Origin of the sequence: Novosphingobium sp. NBM11 (assembly GCF_015390225.1) — a bacterium.
Taxonomy (GTDB): Bacteria; Pseudomonadota; Alphaproteobacteria; order Sphingomonadales; family Sphingomonadaceae; genus Novosphingobium.
Genome location: NZ_VUOG01000001.1, coordinates 2243664 through 2264579 on the forward strand (window position 1 = coordinate 2243664; position 20916 = coordinate 2264579).

Below are 20916 nucleotides of genomic sequence, written 5' to 3' on the forward strand. Positions count from 1 at the left end.
AATGGCCCCCTAATCCTACCGCAAATCGGGCGGCGTTGCCTCGCCCTTCAGCAGCGCGATCGCCTCGGCCAGCGGCATCACCTTCTGCTGCTGTTCGCCCAGCGTGCGGATGGCGACGGTGCCTTCCTCCGCCTCGCGCTTGCCCACGACGAGCAGGTACGGGACCTTCTGCAGCGAGTGTTCGCGCACCTTGTAGTTGATCTTCTCGTTGCGCAGGTCGGTTTCGGCGCGGATGCCGGCGGCCTGCAACTGCGCCAGCGCATCGCGGGCATAGTCGTCGGCTTCCGACACGATCGTGGCGACCACCGCCTGCACCGGGGCAAGCCACGCCGGCAGGCGGCCGGCGAAGTGTTCGATCAGGATGCCGATGAAGCGTTCGTAGGAGCCGAAGATCGCACGGTGCAGCATGACCGGGCGGTGCTTCTCGCCATCCTCGGCGATGTAGCTCGCGTCCAGCCGTTCGGGCAGCACGCGGTCCGACTGGATCGTGCCGACCTGCCAGGTGCGGCCGATCGCGTCGGTCAGGTGCCATTCCAGCTTGGGCGCATAGAACGCGCCTTCGCCGGGCAATTCCTCCCAGCCGTATTCCGCGGTGGCAAGGCCCGCGCGCTCCACCGCGTCGCGCAGCTCGCTTTCGGCCTTGTCCCACATTGCCTCGGTGCCGAAGCGCTTTTCCGGGCGCAGCGCCAGCTTGATCGAATAGGTGAAGCCGAAGTCCTTGTAGATGCGGTCGGCCAGCGCGCAGAACGCACGGACTTCGTCGACGATCTGGTCTTCGCGGCAGAAGATGTGGGCATCGTCCTGCGTGAACTGGCGCACGCGCATCAGCCCGTGCAGCGCGCCGTGCGGTTCGTTGCGGTGGCAGCAGCCGTTCTCGTAGAGCCGCAGCGGCAGATCGCGGTACGACTTGATGCCCTGACGGAAGATCAGCACGTGCGCCGGGCAGTTCATCGGCTTGAGCGCCATCCAGTCGGCCTCGCCCGAGATCACCGGGCCATCGTCCTCGGTGTTGGGCACCTCGTCGGGGATCACGAACATGTTTTCGCGATACTTGCCCCAGTGGCCGGACTGCTCCCACTGGCGCGCGTCCATCACCTGCGGGGTCTTGACCTCGCGATAGCCGGCGGCGTCGATCGCGCGGCGCATGTAGGCCTCGAGCTCGCGCCACACGCGGAAGCCCTTGGGGTGCCAGAACACGCTGCCGTGCGCTTCCTGCTGGAGATGGAACAGGTCCATTTCTCCGCCCAGTTTGCGGTGATCGCGCTTGGCCGCTTCCTCCAGCCGGAGCAGGTGGGCATCGAGCTGCTTCTTGTTCAGCCAGCCGGTGCCGTAGACGCGGCTCAGCATCGCGTTCTTCTGGTCGCCGCGCCAGTAGGCGCCGGACACGCGCGTCAGCTTGAACGCCTGGGGATCGAGCTTGCCGGTGGAGGCGAGGTGCGGGCCGCGGCACATGTCGAGCCAGTCGTCGCCAGACCAGTAGACCGTCAGCGGTTCGTCGCCGGGCAGTTCGGCGGCCCATTCGGCCTTGAACGTCTCGCCCTGCTGCTTCCACCGGCTGATCAGCTGCTCGCGGCTCCAGACCTCCCGGCGCAGCGGCTTGTCGGCGGCGATCAGCGCGCGCATCTTCGCCTCGATCGCGGGCAGGTCCTCGTCGGTGAAGGGGCGGTCTTTTGGCGCGAAGTCGTAGTAGAACCCGTCGTCGGTCGCCGGGCCGAAGGTGATCTGCGTGCCCGGAAACAGCGCCTGTACCGCTTCCGCCAGCAGGTGCGCGTAATCGTGCCGGACGAGTTCGAGCGCGTCCGCCTCGTCCCTCGCGGTAACGAGCGCGAGCTGCGCGTCGGCTTCGAGCGGGCGCGTGATGTCGCGCAGCTCGCCATCGACGCGCGCGGCGAGGGCCGCCTTGGCCAGGCCCGGCCCGATCGCGGCGGCGATGTCCGCCGGGGTGGTGCCCGGCGCCACTTCGCGCACGGAACCGTCGGGCAGGGTGATCTTCAGAAGCTCGGACATGGGCACTCTCTGGCTGTCAGCGTCTGGCGCTTTGGCACAAGGCCGCGCGCGCCGGAAGGGGCGGCGTCAGGAACTTTAGGCCGGTCCGGGAGGAGACGCCATCCGCCCGAACCGGGCGGCGGCATCGCTGCGGCGTCAGGCGCGCAGGCGAAACCGCCCCCGGTTGCCCGGGGTGGTGGTAGTCGTGGTGATGGCGCGAAGCGTCGTCATGCGCCGCTTCTTAGCGGGCCACGGGCGCAAAGTCATGCGCGGAATTGACGGCGGGCGCGTTGGCGCGGCGCTCAAGCCAGCCCGTCAGCCAGCGGGCCAGCAACCACCCGGCGGTGACGCAGACGAACGGCATCACCGGATAGTGGAAGCGCGACTGGCCGGAGAACACCATCGCGATCGCGCTGGGATAGAGCGCGATGCCATAGGGCAGCACCCACCAGTCGATCGGGCGCAGCCCGGCGCGCACGCGCCGGCGCAGCTCGATCACGGCCCCGGCGGCGAACAGGCCGAGCAGGGCGAAATACCACAGCTGGTTGGCGGCACGGAGCGCGAGGAAGGCCAGCGGCGCGCGCGCCCAGGCCTTCGATCCGGTCTCGTAGGCCCACAGCCCTTCGCCGTCCGGCCCCCACAGCTTCGCCAGCTTGCGCGGCATCAGCGTGACGAAGGCGGCGGGATGGGCCTTGATCCACGCCACGCCCAGCCGCTTGGCTTCGGCGTCATAGGTGGTTTCGGTGAGGTCGGTGCGCGCGTCGAGCGCCTTGACCACCGGGTCTTCGGGCGTGAACCCGCCGCGCGCGGTATCGTTGTTGCCGGTCAGCAGGGTGATGCCGCCGTTGGTGGAGATCGCCACCCATTCGCCCAGCACGCGGTGGTTGCGCACCGTCCACGGCGCGACCACGGCGGCGGCCAGCGCGATCACCAGCGCGGCCTGCGCCACGGCGGCGGGCAGGCGCTTCCAGAAGCCCGGCGCGCGTCCCAGCGCGATGGCGAAGACCAGCGGCACGACGACCAGCGTCTGCGCCTTGACCAGCGTCGCCACGCCGAACACCAGCCCCGCCGCGATCAGCGCCATCGGCGTCCGCGCGATCAGCAGGCGGCAACCCGCGAGCAGCAGCATGGTGTAGAACACCTCGGTCAGCGCCAGCGGCACGTAGAACGCGCTGTTGGGATAGAGCGCCAGCAGGAGCAGCGCGGCGCGGCCCGCCAGTTCGGAACCCGAAAGGCGACGGCCAAGGTCGAGCGTGAGCCACGCGGTAACGCCGGCGCAGGCGAGGTTGAACAGGCCGACCGTCCAGATCGAGGTGCCGAACGCGCGGAACGCCAGCGCCAGCGTCAGCGGCCAGCCCACCGGCCAGTAGGCGGTCGGTTCGCCATGATCGCCGAGGTAGCCAAGCCCGTGCGCCAGCATGTCTGCGCGCGAATAGTACCAGGCCGCGTCCGATGTCGGCTCCACCGCCAGCAGGATCAGCAGCGCGCGCGGCACCAGGAACAGCGCGAGGAGCAGCACCAGCGCCGCGCGGCTTTCCGCGAAGCGCCGCAGCGCGATGGTCCGGGATTCGGTCATGATCCGGCGCTAGCAGGGCCGGGTTAAGATGGCGTTGTGTGGCCTTTCCGGCTAACCCTGCCGGCGATGATCGAGGATATCGCTCCGCTCGCCAGGGTCGATGGCCCGGAAGGCCGCCGCATCGCCTGTCGCTTCCTGCCCGGTGCCGAGCCGGCGCTGGTGTTCCTGCCGGGCTATATGTCGGACATGGCCGGCGGCAAGGCGCAGGCGGTGCTGGCCTGGGCGCGCGGGGCGGGGCGGGCCTGCCTGCTGCTCGACTATTCGGGCTGTGGCGAAAGCGAGGGCAATTTCGCCGACGGCACGCTGTCGCGCTGGCGGGACGAGGTGGTCGCGCTGGTCCGCGCGCACGCGATCGGCCGCGCGGTGGTGATCGGGTCCAGCATGGGCGGCTGGCTGATGCTGCTGGTGGCCCAGGCGCTGCCGGGCACGGTCGAGGCGCTGGTCGGCATCGCCGCCGCGCCGGACTTCACCGATTGGGGATACGATGCCGCGCAGAAGGCGGAACTGGCGGCGGGGCGGCCGGTGTTCGAGGACAATCCCTATGGCCCCGACCCCACGCCGACTCATCCGGCGTTCTGGGCCGATGGGCAGGCGCGGCGGATGCTGGACGGCACCATCGCCTTCGACGGCGCGGTGCGCCTGCTGCACGGCCAGCGCGATCCCGACGTACCGTGGGAGCTTTCGCTGAAGCTGGCAGCAGCCTTGCGTTCAGCCGACGTGCAGGTGCATCTGATCAAGGACGGCGACCACCGCCTGTCGCGCCCCGCAGACATCGCGATCCTGCTGGATACGCTGTCGGCACTGGGGGCGGGCGTGGCGGAAGCCCCCTGAAGGAAGCGTGATGCTGGTCCTGCCGATCCTGATGTTCACCCCGCAGATTGTTCCCGCTTCTGGCGGGTTTCATATGCCGGTCGCCGCGCTGATGCAGATCGGCCCCAACCCCTCGCCCCAGGAAGGCGCCGCCTTGCCGATTCCCCGCCGCCACCGTCCCGCCGATTCCGCGCCTTCGCCCGCGCCCGCCAGCCCGCCGCAACCGCGCGCGCCGGACCGGCTGTCGGTCTGCCTCGCCAAGGCGCTGCACGATCCGGCGATGGGGCTGGCCGAAGCGCGCGGCTGGCTGGCGGAAGGGCAGAATCCGGAACAGCGCGTGCGCGCCAACCAGTGCCTTGGCATCATCCTGACCCAGCAGGGGCAGTTCGATCCCGCAGAGCAGGCCTTCGCCGATGCCATCGCCGGCGTGCCCATGCTGCAGGAAGTGGCCGCGGTGCCGCTGATGGCGATGGCGGGCAATGCCGCGCTGGCGGGCGGCCATCCCGATCGCGCGCTGGTCTGGCTGGACAAGGCGGTGGCGGTGCGCGGCTATGCCGACAACGCCGCGCTGGGCGATATCCAGACCGATCGCGCGCGGGCGCTGGTGGCGCTCGATCGCCCGGCCGAAGCGGCGACCGCGCTGGACGAGGCACACCGGCTGGCCCCCGATCTGGCCGAAGGCTGGCTGCTGTCCGCCACGCTCGCCCGCCGCAACAAGGACATGCCGCGCGCGCAACGCGATATCGAAGTGGCCGCGCACCTCGACGCGACCGACCCGGCCATCGGCCTGGAGGCGGGCGTGATCGCGGTTCTCGACGGGCGCGACGAGGCCGCGCGCAAGAGCTGGGAATCGGTGGTGCGCACCGCGCCCGACAGCGACGAGGCGAAGACGGCTAAAGGCTATCTTGAACAACTGGGACCAGCGCCCACATCAGGGGCCACCCCTTCCGCCAGCCCTGCGTCCGGGGCGACGCAGCCGGAGAAGAAACCGTCATGAAACTGTCCGTCCTCGATCTCGTGCCCGTGGTCGAGGGCGGAACGGTAGGCCAGGCGCTCGCCGAGGCGGCCCTGCTCGCGCAAGTGGCCGAGCGCTGCGGCTATCAGCGCTACTGGGTGGCCGAACACCACGGCATGGAAGGGATCGCCGGCGCGGCCGTGGCGGTCACGCTTGCCCATGTGGGCCACCATACCTCCACGATCCGGCTGGGCGCGGGCGGGATCATGCTGCCCAACCACAACCCGCTGGTGATCGCCGAACAGTTCGGCACGCTGGATGCGCTCTATCCGGGGCGGATCGACCTGGGCCTGGGGCGCGCGCCAGGCGCGGACCAGCGCATCGTGCGCGCCTTGCGCAAGGAAGTGAATCGCGCGGCGGAGGACTTCCCGCAGGACGTCGTGGAATTGCAGGCCCAGTTCGCCGGCGACCGCCAGGTGCCCTTGCAGGCGACGCCCGGCGCGGGGGCGAAGCCGCAATTGTGGATCCTGGGCTCCAGCCTGTTCGGCGCGCAACTGGCGGCCGCGCTGGGGCTGCCCTATGCCTTCGCCTCGCACTTCGCGCCCGATCATCTCGACGCGGCCTTGTCGCTCTATCGCGATCGTTTCCAGCCTTCGGATGCACTTGCCAAGCCGTATGTCATGGCCGCGATCAACGCGATCGCCGCCGATACCGACGAGGAGGCCGCGCTGCTGGCATCCTCCATGGACCAGTCGTTCGTGCGGCTGCGCAGCGGCAATCCGGGCAAGCTGCCGCCGCCCGTGCCCGGCTACCGCGATACGCTGCCCGCCCCCGCGCTCGCCATGCTGGAGCACATGCGGCAGGTCAGCGCGATCGGCAGCGTCGCTACCGTGCGCGAGCGGCTGGCCGCGTTCCAGCGGCGGACGCGGGCGGACGAACTGATCGTGTCCGGCTCCACCTTCGATCCGGCCTTGCGCCGGCGCTCGCTCGAACTGACCATGCAGGCGGCGGAAAGTTTGGCAGAACCGGCCTGACCGGTATCAATCGAAACCATCGGCTTGCCCTGCGGCGTCGGCCGGAGTAGCATTGGTATTATTCGTTCAATAAACGGATATAAAATTATAATGCGGCATAATGATTTTACGCCGCCACTCGCGGGATGACAGCAATGGCCACCAAGTCCGCACCTGACGTTTCCTCTTCTACCGCTGCTACCGGCGGCCCGCTCGAAAGCGCGCTGGCCGCCCGTTTCATGGCCTCGCTGCTGCCGGGCGAGATTGGCGATTTCGATGGTGCGCGGCTGGCGGAAGCCGTCCGCTTCACGCTGGCCACGGCCAGCCGGCGCCCCGGCGCCGAACCGGCGGTGACGATCGAGAGCGTGGGTGGTACGTCGGGCGAACGGCATCTGCGCATTGCCGTGATCAACGACGACATGCCGTTCCTGGTCGATTCGATCAGCGCGACGATCACCGCGCAAGGGCTGACGATCGACCGGCTGGTCCATCCCGTGGTCGCGGTGCGCCGCGATCCCGAGGGAACGCTGCTGGCGCTGCCCGAAGGCGAGGCCGTGGGCGAACGGCGCGAATCGGTGATCTACCTCGAAACCGAACGCGCCGACGCGCGCCAGCGCCGCGAACTGGCCGAAGCGCTGAAGGCGACGCTGGCCGATGTCCACGCCGCCGTGGCCGACTGGCCGCTGATGCAGGCGGCGATGCAGCGCGATGCGCGCGGGCTGCCCGATCAGGAAGGCGCGGCGCTACTGCGCTGGCTGGCGGACGGGATGCTCACCCAGCTGGGCCATGTCGTGCGCCATCGCGATGGCACGCAGACCGCGCCGCTCGGCATCTGCCGTGCCAGCGCCGCCAAGCTGCTCGCCGATTCCTCCTATGACCGCGCCTTCGCGTGGTTCGATCGCGCCGGTCGCAAGGACGAGGACGCGGTGCGCGCGCCGCTGGTGGTCAAGGCCAACCGCATCGCCAACGTGCACCGCCGCGTGCCGCTGGACTTGTTCATCGTGCCGGAGGTCGAGGACGGCAAGGTTGTCGCGCTGTCGGTCCATGCGGGTGTCTGGACCAGCGCCGCGCTGGCGACGCCGCCCGATCGGGTGCCCCGGATGCGCAGCCAGCTGGCCGCGCTGACCGGGAAATTCGGCTTCGATCCCGGCGGCCATGCCGGCAAATCGCTGGTCCATGCGCTGACGGCGCTGCCGCACGACCTGCTCATCAGCTTTTCCGACACCGACATCGAGCGCATCGCCACCGCGATGATGAGCCTGGTCGATCGGCCGCGTCCGCGCCTGGCGCTGGTTCGCGCGCCGCTGGCCCGCCACCTCTATGCCTTCGTGTGGCTCCCGCGCGACGCGCAGTCGACCGCGATGCGGATGCAGGTGCAGGATCTGCTGGAAGCGGCCGCCGGCGCGCAAGTGTTGGACTGGAGCCTGCAGGTCGAAGGCAGCACGCTCGCCCTGATCCGCTTCGTGCTCGACATTCGCGATGGCGATGCCGATCCCGACGAGGCCGCGCTCGATGCCGCGGTGCAGGCGCTGGTGCGCGGGTGGGAAGGCGCGGTCGAGGCCGAGCTGGCCAAGGGCGAGGAGCCATCGCGCGCCGCGGCCATCGCCGCCCGGTTCGCCGATGCCTTTCCCGTCGGCTATCGCGGCGCCTATGGCGCGGGCGAGGCGGCGCGCGACATCCGCGTGCTGCGCACGCTGGGTGGCGAGAACGCGCCGCGCCGCGCCGCGCGCCTCTATCGCCAGCCGGGCGAAAGCGGGGTGCGGCTCAAGCTCTACCAGCGCGAGGGCGCGATCATCCTGTCGGATGCGGTGCCGGTGCTGGAGAACTTCGGCTTCCGCGTGCTGGAGGAAGTGCCGACGCCGCTCGACAAGGGCCGGCTGGGCTACATCCACGATTTCCTGGTCGCGCACCCGGCGGACGTGACGCCCGAGGCGTTGCTGGAGCGGGCCGAGGCCATCGAGACGTCGCTGGCCGGCGTGCTCAACGGCGCGGCCGAGGACGATGCGTTCAACCGGTTGATCGTCGCTACCGGGCTGTCCGCGCGCGAGGCGAACTGGCTGCGCGCCTGGTTCCGCTATCTGCGGCAGGGCGGCATGTCCTTCGGCATTGCCACCGTGGTCGATGCGCTGAAGAACGCGCCCGACGTGACGCACGGGCTGATCGCGGCGTTCGTCGCGCGGCACGATCCCGCCTTTGCCGGTGATCGCGCGGCGGCGGCGGACGCGGCGGCCGAGCGCATCCGCACCGGCCTTGCCGGCGTGGCCGCGATCAACGACGATCGCCTGCTGCGCCAGTTCCGCGCGCTGGTCGATGCCATGCTGCGGACCAATGCCTTCGCCCCGGCGGCGGCCGAGGCGCTGGCGTTCAAGCTCGATTCGGCGCTGGTGCCGGGCCTGCCCAGGCCCGTGCCATGGCGCGAGATATTCGTGTACAGCCCGCGCGTGGAAGGCATTCACTTGCGCGCCGGGCCGGTGGCGCGCGGTGGCCTGCGCTGGTCCGACCGGCGCGACGATTTCCGCATCGAAATCCTCGGGCTGATGAAGGCGCAGCGCGTGAAGAACGCGGTGATCGTGCCGACCGGGGCCAAGGGCGGGTTCTATCCCAAGCAGTTGCCCGATCCCGCGCGCGATCGCGATGGCTGGCTGGCGGAAGGCAAGGCCAGCTACCAGGTGTTCATCCGCACGCTGCTCTCGCTGACCGACAACATCGTCGGCGGCAAGGTGATCCATCCCAAGGGCGTGGTGATCCTCGACGGCGAAGACCCCTATTTCGTGGTCGCGGCGGACAAGGGCACGGCCACGTTCTCCGACGTCGCCAACGCCATCGCCGAATCCAGGGACTTCTGGCTCGACGACGCTTTCGCCAGCGGTGGGTCCAAGGGTTATGACCACAAGGCGATGGGCATCACCGCGCGCGGCGCGTGGCTTTCGGTGCAGCGCCATTTCCTGGAAATGGGCGTGGACGTGCAGGCCGATCCGGTCCGCGTGGTGGGTTGCGGCGACATGTCGGGCGACGTGTTCGGCAACGGCATGCTGCTGTCGAAGGCGCTCAAGCTGGTGGCCGCGTTCGACCATCGCCACGTGTTCCTCGATCCCGATCCCGATGCGGCGGCAAGCTGGGCCGAGCGGTCGCGCCTGTTCGCGCTGCCCCGGTCGAGCTGGGCGGACTATGACTCCGCGTTGATCTCCGAAGGCGGGGGCGTGTTCCCGCGCACGATGAAGGCGATCCCGCTTTCGCCCCAGGTGCGCGCGGTGCTGGGCGTGGAGGCCGAGGAACTCGATCCCGAGGCGCTGATCGCCGCAATCCTCAAGGCGCCGGCCGACCTGCTGTGGTTCGGCGGCATCGGCACTTATGTGAAGGCCGCGACCGAGAACAACGCCGATGTGGGCGATCACGCCAACGATGCGTTGCGCGTGAACGGCGCGGACTTGCGCGTGAAGGTGGTGGGCGAAGGCGCCAACCTGGGCACCACGCAGGCCGGGCGCATCGAGTTCGCGCTTCAGGGTGGCCGCATCAATACCGACTTCATCGACAATTCGGCCGGCGTCGATTGTTCGGACAACGAGGTCAACATCAAGATCGCGCTGGCTTCGGCCAAGCGCGCCGCGCGGCTGACCGAGGAGGAGCGCGTTGCGTTGCTCTCCTCGATGACCGACGAGGTCGCGCATCTGGTGCTGGAGGACAACCGCCTGCAGGCGCTGGCGCTGTCGATCGCGCAGCGCGCAGGCGCATCGGCCGTGCCTTCGTTCGCGCGGCTGATGGACGTGCTGGAGGAAGCCGGCGACCTGGATCGCAAGACCGAAGGGCTGGCCAGCGCCGAGGACTTCGCGCGGCGCGCCACCAGCGGGCAGGGGCTGACCCGGCCCGAACTCGCCGTGCTGCTGTCCAGCACCAAGCTGGTGCTGCAGCGCGCGCTGGAGGACAGCACGGTGGTGGATGATCCGGCGCTGGAAGACCAGCTTCTTGCCGCGTTCCCCACGCCGATGCGCGAGCGCTTCCGCGAGGACATCACCGGCCACCGCCTGCGGCGCGAGATCATCGCCACCAAGCTGGCCAACCGGCTGGTCAACCGGCTGGGTCCGGTCAATCCGTTCGAACTGGTCGAGGAGGAAGGCGTCACGCTGGCGCAGGTGGCCGCGGCTTTCGCCGCCGCCGAACGTCTGCTCGACCTGCCTGCCACCTGGGCGCTGCTGGACAGCGCGCCGATGGCGGAGGACGTGCGCCTGATGCTGTTCGAACGCGTGGCGCGGGCACTACGCGGCCATGTCGCGGACCTGCTGCGCGCGGGCAAGGGCGAGGAACGGCCCGGCGTGCTGGTGGCGCGGCTGGCGGGCGGGGTCGAAGCGCTGACGCGCGATATTGCCGATCTGCTCCACGCCGAGGCGCGCGCGCAATCGCAGCGCATCGCGGCGGAACTGGCCGAAGCGGGGGCGCCTGCCGACGCGGCGGAGCGCGTGCGCCATCTGACCGACATGGACGGCGGGATCGGGCTTGCCGAACTGGCGGCGGACAGCGGGATCGACGCAGCCGCGCTGACCCGCGCCTTCACCGACCTGGGCGAGCGGCTGGGGCTGGACTGGGCGCAGCAGGCGGCCAGCCGTCTCAACCCTTCCGATCCGTGGGAGCGCCTGCTTGCCGCCGGGCTGGCCCGCGATTTCCAGCAGATGCGCCTCGATTTCCTGGCGCGCGCGGGCACGGCCGGTCCGGGGGCGGCCGTTGCGGAATGGGCCGGGCGCAATGCCGCGCCGGTTGCCAGTTTCCGCGCGCTCGTCGCCCGTGCGCAGGCCGCTCCGCTGGTTGGCGCGGCCATGCTGGCGCAGATCGCGGGGCAGGCGCGGGGGCTGCTCGCGCGGTAGGCCTTCGGGGGACCACGGCGGCGGACCACTGCGACGGAAGACTGCGCAAATGGGGCCAAGTTTGCGCCGGAGTGGTTGACGCGGCCGGTCTTTTCCCCAAATCCCGCCGGGTAATCGGGAGGATTCGGATGGATCAGGCAGACGTCGTCATTGTTGGTGCGGGTCATGGCGGGGCGCAGGCCGCGATCGCGCTGCGCCAGAACGGGTTCGAAGGCACGATCCTGATGATCGGGCGCGAGCCCGAGCCGCCCTATGAGCGTCCGCCGCTGTCCAAGGAATACCTTGCCCGCGAAAAGACCTTCGAGCGTCTCTATATCCGGCCGGCGCAGTTCTGGGACGACAAGGCCGTCACGCTGATGCTGGGCCACGAAGTGACGGCGGTCGATCCCGCCGCGAAAGTCCTGAAGCTCGCCTCTGGCGACGCGGTCGGCTACGGCACGCTGATCTGGGCCGCCGGCGGCGATCCCCGCCGCCTGTCGTGCTCCGGTGCCGATCTGGCCGGCGTCCACGCGGTCCGCACGCGCGAGGACGTGGACCGGCTGATGGGCGAGCTCGATGCCGGTGCGCGCCGCGCGGTGGTGATCGGCGGCGGCTATATCGGGCTGGAAGCGGCGGCGGTGCTGACCAAGCTCGATTGCCATGTCACGCTGCTGGAAGCGCTGCCGCGCGTGCTGGCGCGCGTGGCGGGCGAGGCGCTCTCGGAATTCTACCAGAACGAGCACCGCGCGCACGGCGTGGACCTGCGCACGGGCGTGGCTGTCGATTGCCTGGAAGGCGACGGGACCAAGGTGACCGGCGTGAAGCTGGCCGATGGCACCGTGCTGCCGGCGGACCTCGTCATCGTCGGCATCGGCATCATCCCCTCGGTCGGTCCGCTGCTGGCGGCGGGCGCGGCCGGCGGCAACGGCGTGGACGTCGACGAATTCTGCCGCACCTCGCTGCCCGATGTCTATGCGATCGGCGATTGCGCGGCCCACGCCAACGGTTTCGCCGAAGGCGCGGTGATCCGCCTCGAATCCGTGCAGAACGCTAACGACATGGCGACGACGGCGGTGAAGTCGATTCTTGGCGATCCGCAGCCTTACAAGGCGACGCCGTGGTTCTGGTCGAATCAGTACGACCTGCGGCTCCAGACCGTGGGCCTTTCCGCCGGTCACGATGCTACCGTGCTGCGCGGCGATCCTGCCACGCGCAGCTTCTCGGTGATCTACCTCAAGCAGGGCCGCATCGTCGCGCTCGATTGCGTGAACATGGTCAAGGACTACGTGCAGGGCCGCAAGCTGGTCGAAGCCCGCGCCGAAATCGCGCCCGACCGGCTGGCTGACGCCGGCACGCCGCTCAAGGAACTGGCATAACCGATACGAGGCGGTCGAGCGCCCAGCTCGCCGCCTCGGCCACCACCGGGTCGGGATCGTTGACCAGCGCGGCCACCGGGCCGAACAGGGCCACGTCGCCGCTGTTGCCCGCCGCGATCAGGCAATTGCGCACGAAGCGGTCGCGCCCGATCCGCTTGATCGGCGATCCCGCGAACAGACGGCGGAATCCCGCGTCGTCCAGTGTCAGCAGATCGGTCAGGCGCGGCGCCGCGAGTTCGGCGCGCGGCAGGAACGCGCGGTTGGCGGAGGCGGCCTGCGCGAAGCTGTTCCACGGGCAGACGGCCAGGCAATCGTCGCAGCCGTAGATGCGGTTGCCGATGCCTGCGCGCAGGTCGTGCGGGATCGGCCCCTTGTGCTCGATCGTCAGGTAGGACACGCAGCGCCGCGCATCGAGCTGGTAGGGCGCGGGGAAGGCCTGCGTCGGGCAGGCGTCCTGGCAGGCACGGCACGATCCGCAGCGGTCGGCGTGCGGCGCATCGGGCGGCAGGTCCAGCGTGGTGTAGATCGCGCCCAGGAACAGCCACGAGCCGTGGCTGCGGCTGACGAGGTTGGTGTGCTTGCCCTGCCAGCCGATGCCGGCGGCCTCGCCCAGCGGCTTTTCCATGACCGGCGCGGTATCGACGAAGACTTTCACTTCCGCGCCGGGGGCTTCGGTCACCAGCCAGCGCGCCAGCGCCTTCAGCGCCTTCTTCACCGTATCGTGGTAATCGCCACCCTGCGCATAGACCGAAATGCGCGCGCGCTCCGGGTGGTCCGCCAGCGCCAGCGGATTGGCCGCCGGGGCATAGCTCATCCCCAGCGCGATCACGCTGCGCGCCGCCGGCCACAGCGATTGAGGGCCGCGCCGGTGATCGAGGCGGGTTTCCATCCACTCCATCGTGCCGTGGCAGCCATCGGCCAGCCATTGCTCCAGGCGGCGCGCGCGCAAGGGGTCATCGGTGGCCGGGGCGATGCCCGTGGCCGCGAAGCCGATCCGGGCGGCTTCGGCGCGCAGCCGTTGCACCAGCAGGATTGCATCGGTGTTAACCATGCTTGCTGTCCCGCTCGTTCATCGCTTAGCGTCTAGGCCACGTCGCATGCGGATGGAGCTAGGCGAATGGCCCGTGGCGGGCGATGAGGTTGGCGCCTCGGGCGTGGAACTGGCGATCGAGGCGCGCGGACTGGTCAAGCGGTTCGATGGCTTTACCGCCGTGGACGGCGTGGACATTTCCGTGCCGAAAGGTGCGATCTACGGCATTCTCGGGTCGAACGGCGCGGGCAAGACCACCACGCTGCGGATGCTGCTGGGCATCATCGATCCCGACGCCGGCTATCGCCGCGTGCTGGGCTGCGATCATCCCACCGATGCCGCGCGGCGAATCGGCTATCTGCCCGAGGAGCGCGGCCTCTATCCCGCGATGAAGGCGACCGAGGCGATCGCGTTCCTGGCCTCGCTGCGCGGCGTGCCGCTGAAGGAGGGGCGCCGGCGCGGGCGCGAACTGCTGGAAGCGCACGGCCTGGGCTATGCCGCCGATCGCACAATCCGCCAGCTGTCCAAGGGCATGGCGCAGCAGGTGCAACTGCTCGGCACGCTGGTCCACGATCCCGATCTGGTGGTGTTCGACGAGCCGTTCTCCGGCCTCGACGCGCTCAACCAGGGCAAGCTCGAACGCATGATGCGCGGGCTGGCGGAACGCGGCAAGACGGTGATCTTTTCCACTCACGTCATCGCCCATGCCGAACGCCTGTGCGATCAGGTGGCGATCATCGCCGGCGGCAAGGTGCCGTTCGCCGGCCCTGTCGATGTCGCGCGCGACCGGCTGGCGCCGCAGGTGCGGCTGGAAACCCGCGCGCAGGACGGGCCGTGGCGCGCCGCGCTGCCGGCCGATGCGCGGCACGAGGGCGCGTTCTGGTATTTCACGCTGCCGGCCAGCGGGGTCGAACCGCTGCTGCGCGCGTTGATCGAAGGCGATGCGGGCATTCTCAGCCTGTCGATCGAGCGGGCCGGCCTGCACGATGCCTTCGTCGCCATTGCCGGCGAAGCCGCCGCGCGGGCGCTGGAACAGGACAAGGAAGAGGAACGCCGCCGATGATGGCAGAAAAGGTGCGCGCGGCCTTCGTCGTCGCCCGTCGCGATTTCACCGCGGTGATCTTCTCCAAGACGTTCCTGCTGTTCCTGCTGGGGCCGCTGTTCCCGATCGTGATCGGCGTGATGGCCGGCAGCATCGGCGCGCAAGTGCAGAAGGATCTCGATCGTCCCGAAATCGGCGTGGCGATGGAAGGCGTGCAGGGGCAGGCGCTGATCGCCGCGCGCAACGCGATGGCCGATCGCATGGCCGGCGGCGTGCCCGATTTCGTGGAGCTGAAGCGGCTTGTGCCCGGCGAGCGCTTCGATGGCCGCGCCGCGCTGCGCCAGGGGCCAGACCGGCTCGCGGCCGTGGTGACCGGCACGCTGGAACACCCGGTGCTGACCGGCACGCCCGAGCGGGTGGACATGTGGCAGGGCATTGTCTCCACCTTCGCGGCGCGCGCGCGCGAAACGCATCCCGGCACGTTCCCGGCGGTGCAGGCCGAAGTCGTGGCGACCAGCGCCGACCAGACGCGCAACGGCCAGGTCGCGACCGCGCAGGCCGGGCAGACGCTGCTGTTCCTGCTGACGATGCTGCTGGCGGGCATGGTCCTGTCCAACCTGGTGGAAGAAAAGAGCAACAAGATCATCGAGGTGCTGGCGGCGGCCATCCCGATGGATTCGCTGTTCCTGGGCAAGCTGTTCGCGATGCTGGCGTTCAGCCTTGTCGGCATCGCGGTGTGGGGCATGGCCGGCGGTGTGCTGGTGCTGAGCGGGGCAAGGCATCTGCCGCTGCTGGCGACGCCGGCGGTCGGCTGGGCGGTGTTCCTGCTGCTGGGCTTCCTCTACTTCGCGATGGCCTATCTGCTGCTGGGATCGGTGTTTCTGACCATCGGCGGCATGGCCAGCACGGTGCGCGAGGTGCAGACGCTGTCGATGCCCGTCACGATGATGCAGCTGATGGTGTTCTTCTTCGCCAGCTATGCGCTGGCCCATCCCGGCAGCGCGATCGAATGGAGCGCGGTGGTCTTCCCGCTCAGTTCGCCTTTCGCCATGCTGGCGCGGGCGGCGCAAGGGCCGGCGCTGTGGCCGCATCTGGTGGCGCTGGCGTGGCAGGGCGCGTGGGTACTGGCGATCGTGCGCATGGGGGCACGGCTGTTCCGCCGCAACGTGATGAAATCGGGCGGCGCGCGCAAGGGCGGCAGGCTGTTTTCCAGGCTGTTCGCGCGGGTTGCGACGAAGCGTGATGCACCGGTGACGAACGCTTATTGACACGAGTGTAGGTTGCAGGGATAGTACCGTTGCGCAGAGTCCCGTTCGGAAGGGACCGCAACGGAGGATTGCCATGGCTACCCAGCTCGCGCCCGAAGCGCCGTTCACCTATCGCCGTTCGCCCACCGTGGAAGAAGCGCACCGCGCATGGCAGCGTGAACACCCGCTGGAACGGCCGGTGCATACCGATCCCTGGGACGTCAGCCGGTCCGACATCTATACCGAGGACCGCTGGCAGCCGATCTTCGCGGAGATGCGCGCCAAGGCCCCGGTCAACAAGGTAACCGGCACGCCCTATGGCGATTACTGGAACGTGGTGTCGCACAAGGCGATCAGCCACGTCGAATCGCTGCCGGAACTGTTCTCCTCGTCGTGGCAGCACGGCGGCATCACCATCGGCGATCCGCCGGCCGATATCGATCCGGCGAAGCTTGCCGAGCGGCAGATGCCGATGTTCATCGCGATGGACCGGCCGGAACACACCGGGCAGCGCCGCACGGTCGCGCCCGCGTTCACGCCGGCCGAAATGGTGCGGATGGAGACGGAGATCCGCCAGCGCACCGCCAGCGTGCTCGATGCGCTGCCGATCGGCGAAAAGTTCGACTGGGTGGACAAGGTCTCGATCGAGCTGACCACCGGGATGCTGGCGATCCTGTTCGGCTTCCCGTGGGACGACCGCCGCCTGCTGACGTTCTGGTCGGACTGGGCGGGCGATCTCGAAATCGCGCTGGCGAAGGGCATGGAGGACATGCGCTTCGATGTCCTGCGCGAGATGGCGCACTACTTCCAGCGCCTGTGGATGGAGCGCGTCAACGCCGAGCCGACGCCCGACCTGATCTCGATGATGATCCATTCCGAGGCGATGAAGCACATGAGCCCGCAGGAGTTCATGGGCAATCTGGTGCTGCTGATCGTGGGCGGCAACGATACCACGCGCAACACCATGTCGGGCATCGTCCACGCGCTCGACCAGTTTCCCGATCAGCGCGATATCCTGGAAAAGGACCCGTCGATCATCCCCAACGCGGTGCAGGAATGCATCCGCTTCGTCACCCCGCTGGCGCACATGCGCCGCACCGCCACCGCCGATGCCGAACTGTTCGGGCACGAGGTGAAGGCGGGTGACAAGGTGGTGATGTGGTACATCTCCGCCAACCGCGACGAGACGGTGTTCGAGAACCCGGACAAGCTGATCGTCACGCGCGAGAACGCCCGCCGCCACCTGGCGTTCGGCTATGGCATCCACCGCTGCGTGGGCGCGCGCCTGGCCGAACTGCAACTGCGCATCCTGCTGGAGGAAATGCACAAGCGCCGCCTGCGCGTTCATGTTGCCGGCGCGGTCGAACGCGTGCGCGCGAACTTCGTCCATGGCTTCCGCCGCATGGAAGTGGAAGTCGAACGCTGGTGAAAGTGTGATCGCGCTCACGCGCGGTTCATCTGGCGCGGGTTAGAAGGCGTGCGTTCCGCCGGGGCGCGCGCCTACCCTGCCCCCCCTCTGGTGCCCCCGGCGGAACGAGCTTTCCCAAAGCTGCGGAACCCAACCATGCCGCGTGATCCTGCCCGAGTCGCCCGCCGCCAGTTCCTGACCTTCCTGGGCGCGACGGCGGCGATGTCCGTCACCTCGGCCTGCAGCGCCGCTCCGGCGCGCTCCAAGGGCACCTTCCCGGTCCAGCACAGCGAAGCCGAATGGCGCCGGCTGCTGACGCCCGCACAGTTCTACATCCTGCGGCAGGAAGGGACGGAGCGTCCGTTTACCTCGCCGCTGCTGGGGGAACACCGCCGCGGCACGTTCGTCTGCGCCGCCGATGGCAACCCGCTGTTCGCTTCCACCACCAAGTTCGATAGCGGCACGGGCTGGCCCAGCTTCTGGCGCCCCCTGCCGCGCGCCGTCGGAACCTCGGTCGACCGGTCGTTCGGCACGGTGCGGACGGAAGTGCACTGCCTGCGCTGTGGCGGGCATCTCGGCCACGTGTTCGAGGATGGACCGCCGCCGACCGGCCTGCGCTACTGCATGAACGGCGACGCGCTGCAATTCCGGCCTGCCTGAAGCACGCTGCCCACCCTCAGCCCTCCCGCGTGCGGGAGGGGAGCGAGGCTTGCGCCGCCGCAGGCGGTGTTAGCCGCAGCGGGGTGGGCTTTTCACGCTCTGCGTTCGCAAATGGCCGCAATCGCCCCGAAAAACAGGGCCGGAACACGGGATCGCCGCGTTAACCATGATAAGCTGTGCATGGTTCGGCGGCGTGGCCCGCCGTCCCTTTCGCGGCGCCGGCCGGTGTGGCAATCGCCGCTGCGATGCGCTTCCTCAAGCCCTCCCTCATTGTCCCTCTCCTGCTGGCCTGCACGCTGTTGCCGTTGACATGGCTTCGCGGCCCGGCGCCGGTTCCGAACAACGATCCAAGGATCGCGATCACCGATCTCATGCCATCGCTGCGGGCGGAGGACCGGGGGCGGATCGCGCGGGAGCTGGGGCCGTTCGCGCTGGCCGGTGCCTGGCAGCTCGCCAGCGACAACGCGCTTTTCGGCAACTATTCCGCGCTGGGCCAGTTCGCGGATGGCACGCTGATCGCCTTTGGCGACCGCAACGACGCGCTCTATTTTACGCCGCCCGACCGGCCCGGCCCGTGGCGGGCGGAAATGTACCGGCCGATCGAGGGCAGCTCGCGGCGCGGCTATATCGATGTCGATGCCGAATCGCTGTACATCGATCCGGTGCGGCAGGACCTGTTCGTCGGCTACGAAGGGTCGCCCTACTACTATCACTTCAGCCGCACGCTTTCGTGGCGCGAGACGATTCCCGCGCCGGTGCTGGACCGGTGGAACGGGAATCAGGGGCCGGAAGCGATGGCGCGGCTTGCCGACGGGCGCGTGGTGGTGATCGGGGAGCTTTATGCGCGCTGGTTCAGCCGGCGGCTGCATCCGGCGCTGCTCTATCCGGGCATGCCCCGGCCGGATGAAATGCCTGCTCTGTTCGAGGTGGAGATGCCTGAGGGCTTCCGGCCCACCGAACTGGCACTGTTGCCCGATGGCCGGCTGCTGGTGCTGGGGCGCAAGCTGACGCTGGCGGGCTTCCGCACGACGATCTCGATCGCCGATCCCGCCGCGATTCGTCCCGGCGGCGTGCTGCCGACGCGCGAACTGGCGCGAATCACCGATCCGCGCCTGCGCGAGAACTACGAAGGAATGACCGTGACGCGGGATGCCGATGGCGCGGTGGCGGTCTGGCTGATCGCCGACAGCAACCTGATGGTCTGGGCGCAGTGGACGCTGCTGCTCAAGCTGCGCCTGCGGCCCGGCCAGCGCCTATCGGATTTGTGAGGTAAGCCGGGTACGGCAGCCGGACACGACAAGAGCCGGGCAAAAGCCCGGCCCGAGACGGAAGCATCGGCGGATTGCCCTTGCGGGCCGCCGTGATCAGGCGGCGACAGCCTTGACCAGCTCGCGCTTCACCTTGAGGGCGCGCGGGCTCAGCTTGGCGTCGGCCTGCTTCAGCAGCCAGTTGTCGAGGCCGCCGTTGTGCTCCACCGAACGCAGACCGTGCGTCGAGACGCGGAACTTGAAGCTGCGGTCCAGCTTCTCGCTCATCAGCGTCACGTTCTGCAGGTTGGGCAGGAACACGCGCTTGGTCTTGTTGTTGGCGTGGCTGACATTGTGGCCGATCTGGCGGCCCTTGCCGGTCAGTTCGCAGATACGCGACATGGATAAAACTCGCTTCAAAAGTCGATATGTCTATCGGGAAGGCGCGGCAATTATCCATTTGCGGCGCGAAGTCAAGGATTCGCACGGCGATTCGATTTGCGCGGCGTGCCGGGGCGGGTTAGCGCCGCCCGGATGACCCGCTGGCCGCTCCCCCCACCGATGCGCGAGGCGCTGGACGCCGCCCTGCGCGCCCGTGATGCGGGCGAGGTGCCGATCGGCGCGGTGGTCGTGCGCGATGGCGCGGTGATCGCCGCCGCGCACAACGCCCCGCGGACGCTGTGCGATCCCACCGCCCATGCCGAAGTGCTGGCGATTCGCGAAGCGGCGCGCGTGCTGGATCGCGAACGGCTCGATGGCTGTGACCTGTGGGTCACGCTGGAGCCCTGTGCGATGTGCGCGGGCGCCATCGTCCACGCGCGAATCGACCGGGTCTATTACGCCGCGCCCGATCCCAAGGGGGGCGCGGTGGAACATGGCGCGCGCGTGTTCGACCAGCCCGGCTGCCTGCACCGGCCGGAGGTCTATTCGGGCATGGGGGAAAGCGAAGCGGCCGACCTGCTGCGGGCGTTCTTCCGAGAGCGCCGCTAGCTGCCGCCGCGCCAGATTTTTAGGGGAGCGCGGTCGGGCAGCCCGGCATCGCGGCAGCGCACGGGGCGCAGCGCGCGCGAATAGCAGATGCGCACTTCCTGCAGCCAGCCCGCCCGATTCGCCTCCACCCGGATCGCCTGCGCAAACAGGCCCGGAGAGCGGGCGGCCAGCGCGCGGCGCAGATCTCCCGCGTTGAGGTCGCCCCGGCGCGAAAGCGCGGCCATGTCGGGGATGCGCACCGCGCCGTAGAGCCGCTGGGCGCTGGCGTAATAGGCGTCGGGGTCTGGCCAGGCGCAGGTGCCGTGCTTGGCCCATTCGTGCGCCAGCAGAGCGGGCGAGGGCGTCATGCACAGGTTGCGGCGGACGGTCTGCGCGGTAAGCGGCGCTGGGCGCGCGCTGCACCATTGCGGCGGCGTGGCACCATCGCTTTCGGGCCACAGGCCATGCACCACGAAGCCGAATCGCCCGAGTGATCCCCCGGCCGACCCGTTCCCACGCCCGCACTGCATCGCGTGGCGCGAATCGGACTGGCGGGTGCGGCAGAATTCGGGCGACCAGGTCAGCGCCAGCGAATAACCGGTGACGGGCACGGCATGGGCCGGCGCATCGGGCGCGGGAATCGTGGGCACGTCGACTTGCGCCGGCACGCTGCACTGGCCAGCCTGCGCCAATGCGGGCGTGGCGGCGCAGGCCACCAGCAGCGAAACCAGCAGGGCGGGACGGCGCGGCGCAATCATCGGG

The 20916-nt window shown here is 69.4% G+C and carries 16 protein-coding genes; 11 read left to right on the forward strand and 5 right to left on the reverse strand.

The window, feature by feature from the left end; translation table 11 throughout:
* Positions 1-15 precede the first annotated feature (15 nt).
* Both thrS and F1640_RS10740 read right to left on the reverse strand, forming a co-directional pair.
* Positions 16-2007: a threonine--tRNA ligase gene (gene thrS / locus F1640_RS10735; RefSeq protein ID WP_194919127.1), complete on the reverse strand. Its 1992-nt coding sequence runs from the start codon at positions 2005-2007 to the stop codon at positions 16-18.
* A 220-nt stretch (positions 2008-2227) separates the two neighbouring features.
* On the reverse strand, positions 2228-3562 hold the full coding sequence (locus F1640_RS10740) for a glycosyltransferase family 39 protein (protein WP_194919129.1): 1335 nt from the start codon (positions 3560-3562) through the stop codon (positions 2228-2230).
* Between the two features lie 66 nt (positions 3563-3628).
* Between F1640_RS10740 and F1640_RS10745 the strand changes: the two genes are divergently transcribed.
* The 5 genes from F1640_RS10745 (at position 3629) to F1640_RS10765 (ending at position 12551) form a co-directional block, all read left to right on the forward strand.
* A complete protein-coding gene (locus F1640_RS10745) occupies positions 3629-4393 on the forward strand; it encodes a carboxylesterase (protein WP_194921361.1) in 765 nt (254 codons plus the stop codon).
* 10 nt (positions 4394-4403) lie between these two features.
* Positions 4404-5369 (forward strand): lipopolysaccharide assembly protein LapB, encoded by a 966-nt coding sequence (locus F1640_RS10750; protein WP_194919131.1) that lies wholly within the window; start codon positions 4404-4406, stop codon positions 5367-5369.
* Positions 5366-6361, forward strand: a complete 996-nt coding sequence (locus F1640_RS10755; protein WP_194919133.1) for an LLM class flavin-dependent oxidoreductase — start codon at positions 5366-5368, stop codon at positions 6359-6361. The genes F1640_RS10750 and F1640_RS10755 overlap by 4 nt, the downstream gene beginning before the upstream one ends.
* A gap of 125 nt (positions 6362-6486) precedes the next feature.
* The gene (locus tag F1640_RS10760; protein WP_194919135.1) at positions 6487-11196 is read left to right on the forward strand and encodes an NAD-glutamate dehydrogenase domain-containing protein; all 4710 of its coding nucleotides are present in this window, start codon (positions 6487-6489) and stop codon (positions 11194-11196) included.
* A gap of 128 nt (positions 11197-11324) precedes the next feature.
* The gene (locus F1640_RS10765) at positions 11325-12551 is read left to right on the forward strand and encodes an NAD(P)/FAD-dependent oxidoreductase (RefSeq protein ID WP_124811225.1); all 1227 of its coding nucleotides are present in this window, start codon (positions 11325-11327) and stop codon (positions 12549-12551) included.
* On the opposite strand, the gene queG is transcribed toward F1640_RS10765, so the two are convergent.
* Positions 12535-13602 carry a tRNA epoxyqueuosine(34) reductase QueG gene (queG, locus tag F1640_RS10770; RefSeq protein WP_194919136.1) on the reverse strand — a complete coding sequence of 356 codons (1068 nt, stop codon included), beginning with the start codon at positions 13600-13602 and terminating at the stop codon, positions 12535-12537. The two genes, F1640_RS10765 and queG, sit on opposite strands and share 17 nt — an antisense overlap.
* 52 nt (positions 13603-13654) lie before the next feature.
* Between queG and F1640_RS10775 the strand changes: the two genes are divergently transcribed.
* From F1640_RS10775 to F1640_RS10795, 5 genes are all read left to right on the forward strand, one after another.
* Positions 13655-14644 (forward strand): ABC transporter ATP-binding protein, encoded by a 990-nt coding sequence (locus F1640_RS10775; RefSeq protein WP_194921365.1) that lies wholly within the window; start codon positions 13655-13657, stop codon positions 14642-14644.
* Positions 14641-15891 (forward strand): ABC transporter permease, encoded by a 1251-nt coding sequence (locus tag F1640_RS10780; protein WP_124811227.1) that lies wholly within the window; start codon positions 14641-14643, stop codon positions 15889-15891. Before F1640_RS10775 ends, F1640_RS10780 begins: the two co-directional genes overlap by 4 nt.
* Positions 15892-15964: 73 nt before the next feature.
* Positions 15965-17299, forward strand: a complete 1335-nt coding sequence (locus F1640_RS10785; protein WP_194919138.1) for a cytochrome P450 — start codon at positions 15965-15967, stop codon at positions 17297-17299.
* A 135-nt stretch (positions 17300-17434) separates the two neighbouring features.
* Positions 17435-17938 carry a peptide-methionine (R)-S-oxide reductase MsrB gene (msrB, locus tag F1640_RS10790; protein ID WP_125954353.1) on the forward strand — a complete coding sequence of 168 codons (504 nt, stop codon included), beginning with the start codon at positions 17435-17437 and terminating at the stop codon, positions 17936-17938.
* A 227-nt stretch (positions 17939-18165) separates the two neighbouring features.
* On the forward strand, positions 18166-19206 hold the full coding sequence (locus F1640_RS10795) for an esterase-like activity of phytase family protein (protein ID WP_194919141.1): 1041 nt from the start codon (positions 18166-18168) through the stop codon (positions 19204-19206).
* Positions 19207-19302: 96 nt separating this feature from the next.
* Here the strand turns inward: F1640_RS10795 and rpmB are convergent, their stop codons facing one another.
* Positions 19303-19587, reverse strand: a complete 285-nt coding sequence (gene rpmB, locus F1640_RS10800; protein ID WP_124810134.1) for a 50S ribosomal protein L28 — start codon at positions 19585-19587, stop codon at positions 19303-19305.
* Between the two features lie 132 nt (positions 19588-19719).
* On the opposite strand from rpmB, the gene F1640_RS10805 reads away from it, so the two are divergent.
* Positions 19720-20175: a nucleoside deaminase gene (locus tag F1640_RS10805; protein WP_194919142.1), complete on the forward strand. Its 456-nt coding sequence runs from the start codon at positions 19720-19722 to the stop codon at positions 20173-20175.
* On the opposite strand, the gene F1640_RS10810 is transcribed toward F1640_RS10805, so the two are convergent.
* Positions 20172-20912, reverse strand: coding sequence for a ribonuclease T (locus F1640_RS10810; protein ID WP_194919144.1), 741 nt, complete (start codon positions 20910-20912; stop codon positions 20172-20174). The two genes, F1640_RS10805 and F1640_RS10810, sit on opposite strands and share 4 nt — an antisense overlap.
* Between the last annotated feature and the right edge of the window lie 4 nt (positions 20913-20916).

Bases quoted from the DNA above. Each gene is read 5' to 3' on its own strand.
- thrS (WP_194919127.1), bottom strand. From the start codon at position 2,007: ATGTCCGAGCTTCTGAAGATCACCCTGCCCGACGGTTCCGTGCGCGAA.
- F1640_RS10740 (WP_194919129.1), bottom strand. From the start codon at position 3,562: ATGACCGAATCCCGGACCATCGCGCTGCGGCGCTTCGCGGAAAGCCGC.
- F1640_RS10745 (WP_194921361.1), top strand. From the start codon at position 3,629: ATGATCGAGGATATCGCTCCGCTCGCCAGGGTCGATGGCCCGGAAGGC.
- F1640_RS10750 (WP_194919131.1), top strand. From the start codon at position 4,404: ATGCTGGTCCTGCCGATCCTGATGTTCACCCCGCAGATTGTTCCCGCT.
- F1640_RS10755 (WP_194919133.1), top strand. From the start codon at position 5,366: ATGAAACTGTCCGTCCTCGATCTCGTGCCCGTGGTCGAGGGCGGAACG.
- F1640_RS10760 (WP_194919135.1), top strand. From the start codon at position 6,487: ATGACAGCAATGGCCACCAAGTCCGCACCTGACGTTTCCTCTTCTACC.
- F1640_RS10765 (WP_124811225.1), top strand. From the start codon at position 11,325: ATGGATCAGGCAGACGTCGTCATTGTTGGTGCGGGTCATGGCGGGGCG.
- queG (WP_194919136.1), bottom strand. From the start codon at position 13,602: ATGGTTAACACCGATGCAATCCTGCTGGTGCAACGGCTGCGCGCCGAA.
- F1640_RS10775 (WP_194921365.1), top strand. From the start codon at position 13,655: ATGGAGCTAGGCGAATGGCCCGTGGCGGGCGATGAGGTTGGCGCCTCG.
- F1640_RS10780 (WP_124811227.1), top strand. From the start codon at position 14,641: ATGATGGCAGAAAAGGTGCGCGCGGCCTTCGTCGTCGCCCGTCGCGAT.
- F1640_RS10785 (WP_194919138.1), top strand. From the start codon at position 15,965: ATGGCTACCCAGCTCGCGCCCGAAGCGCCGTTCACCTATCGCCGTTCG.
- msrB (WP_125954353.1), top strand. From the start codon at position 17,435: ATGCCGCGTGATCCTGCCCGAGTCGCCCGCCGCCAGTTCCTGACCTTC.
- rpmB (WP_124810134.1), bottom strand. From the start codon at position 19,587: ATGTCGCGTATCTGCGAACTGACCGGCAAGGGCCGCCAGATCGGCCAC.
- F1640_RS10805 (WP_194919142.1), top strand. From the start codon at position 19,720: ATGACCCGCTGGCCGCTCCCCCCACCGATGCGCGAGGCGCTGGACGCC.
- F1640_RS10810 (WP_194919144.1), bottom strand. From the start codon at position 20,912: ATGATTGCGCCGCGCCGTCCCGCCCTGCTGGTTTCGCTGCTGGTGGCC.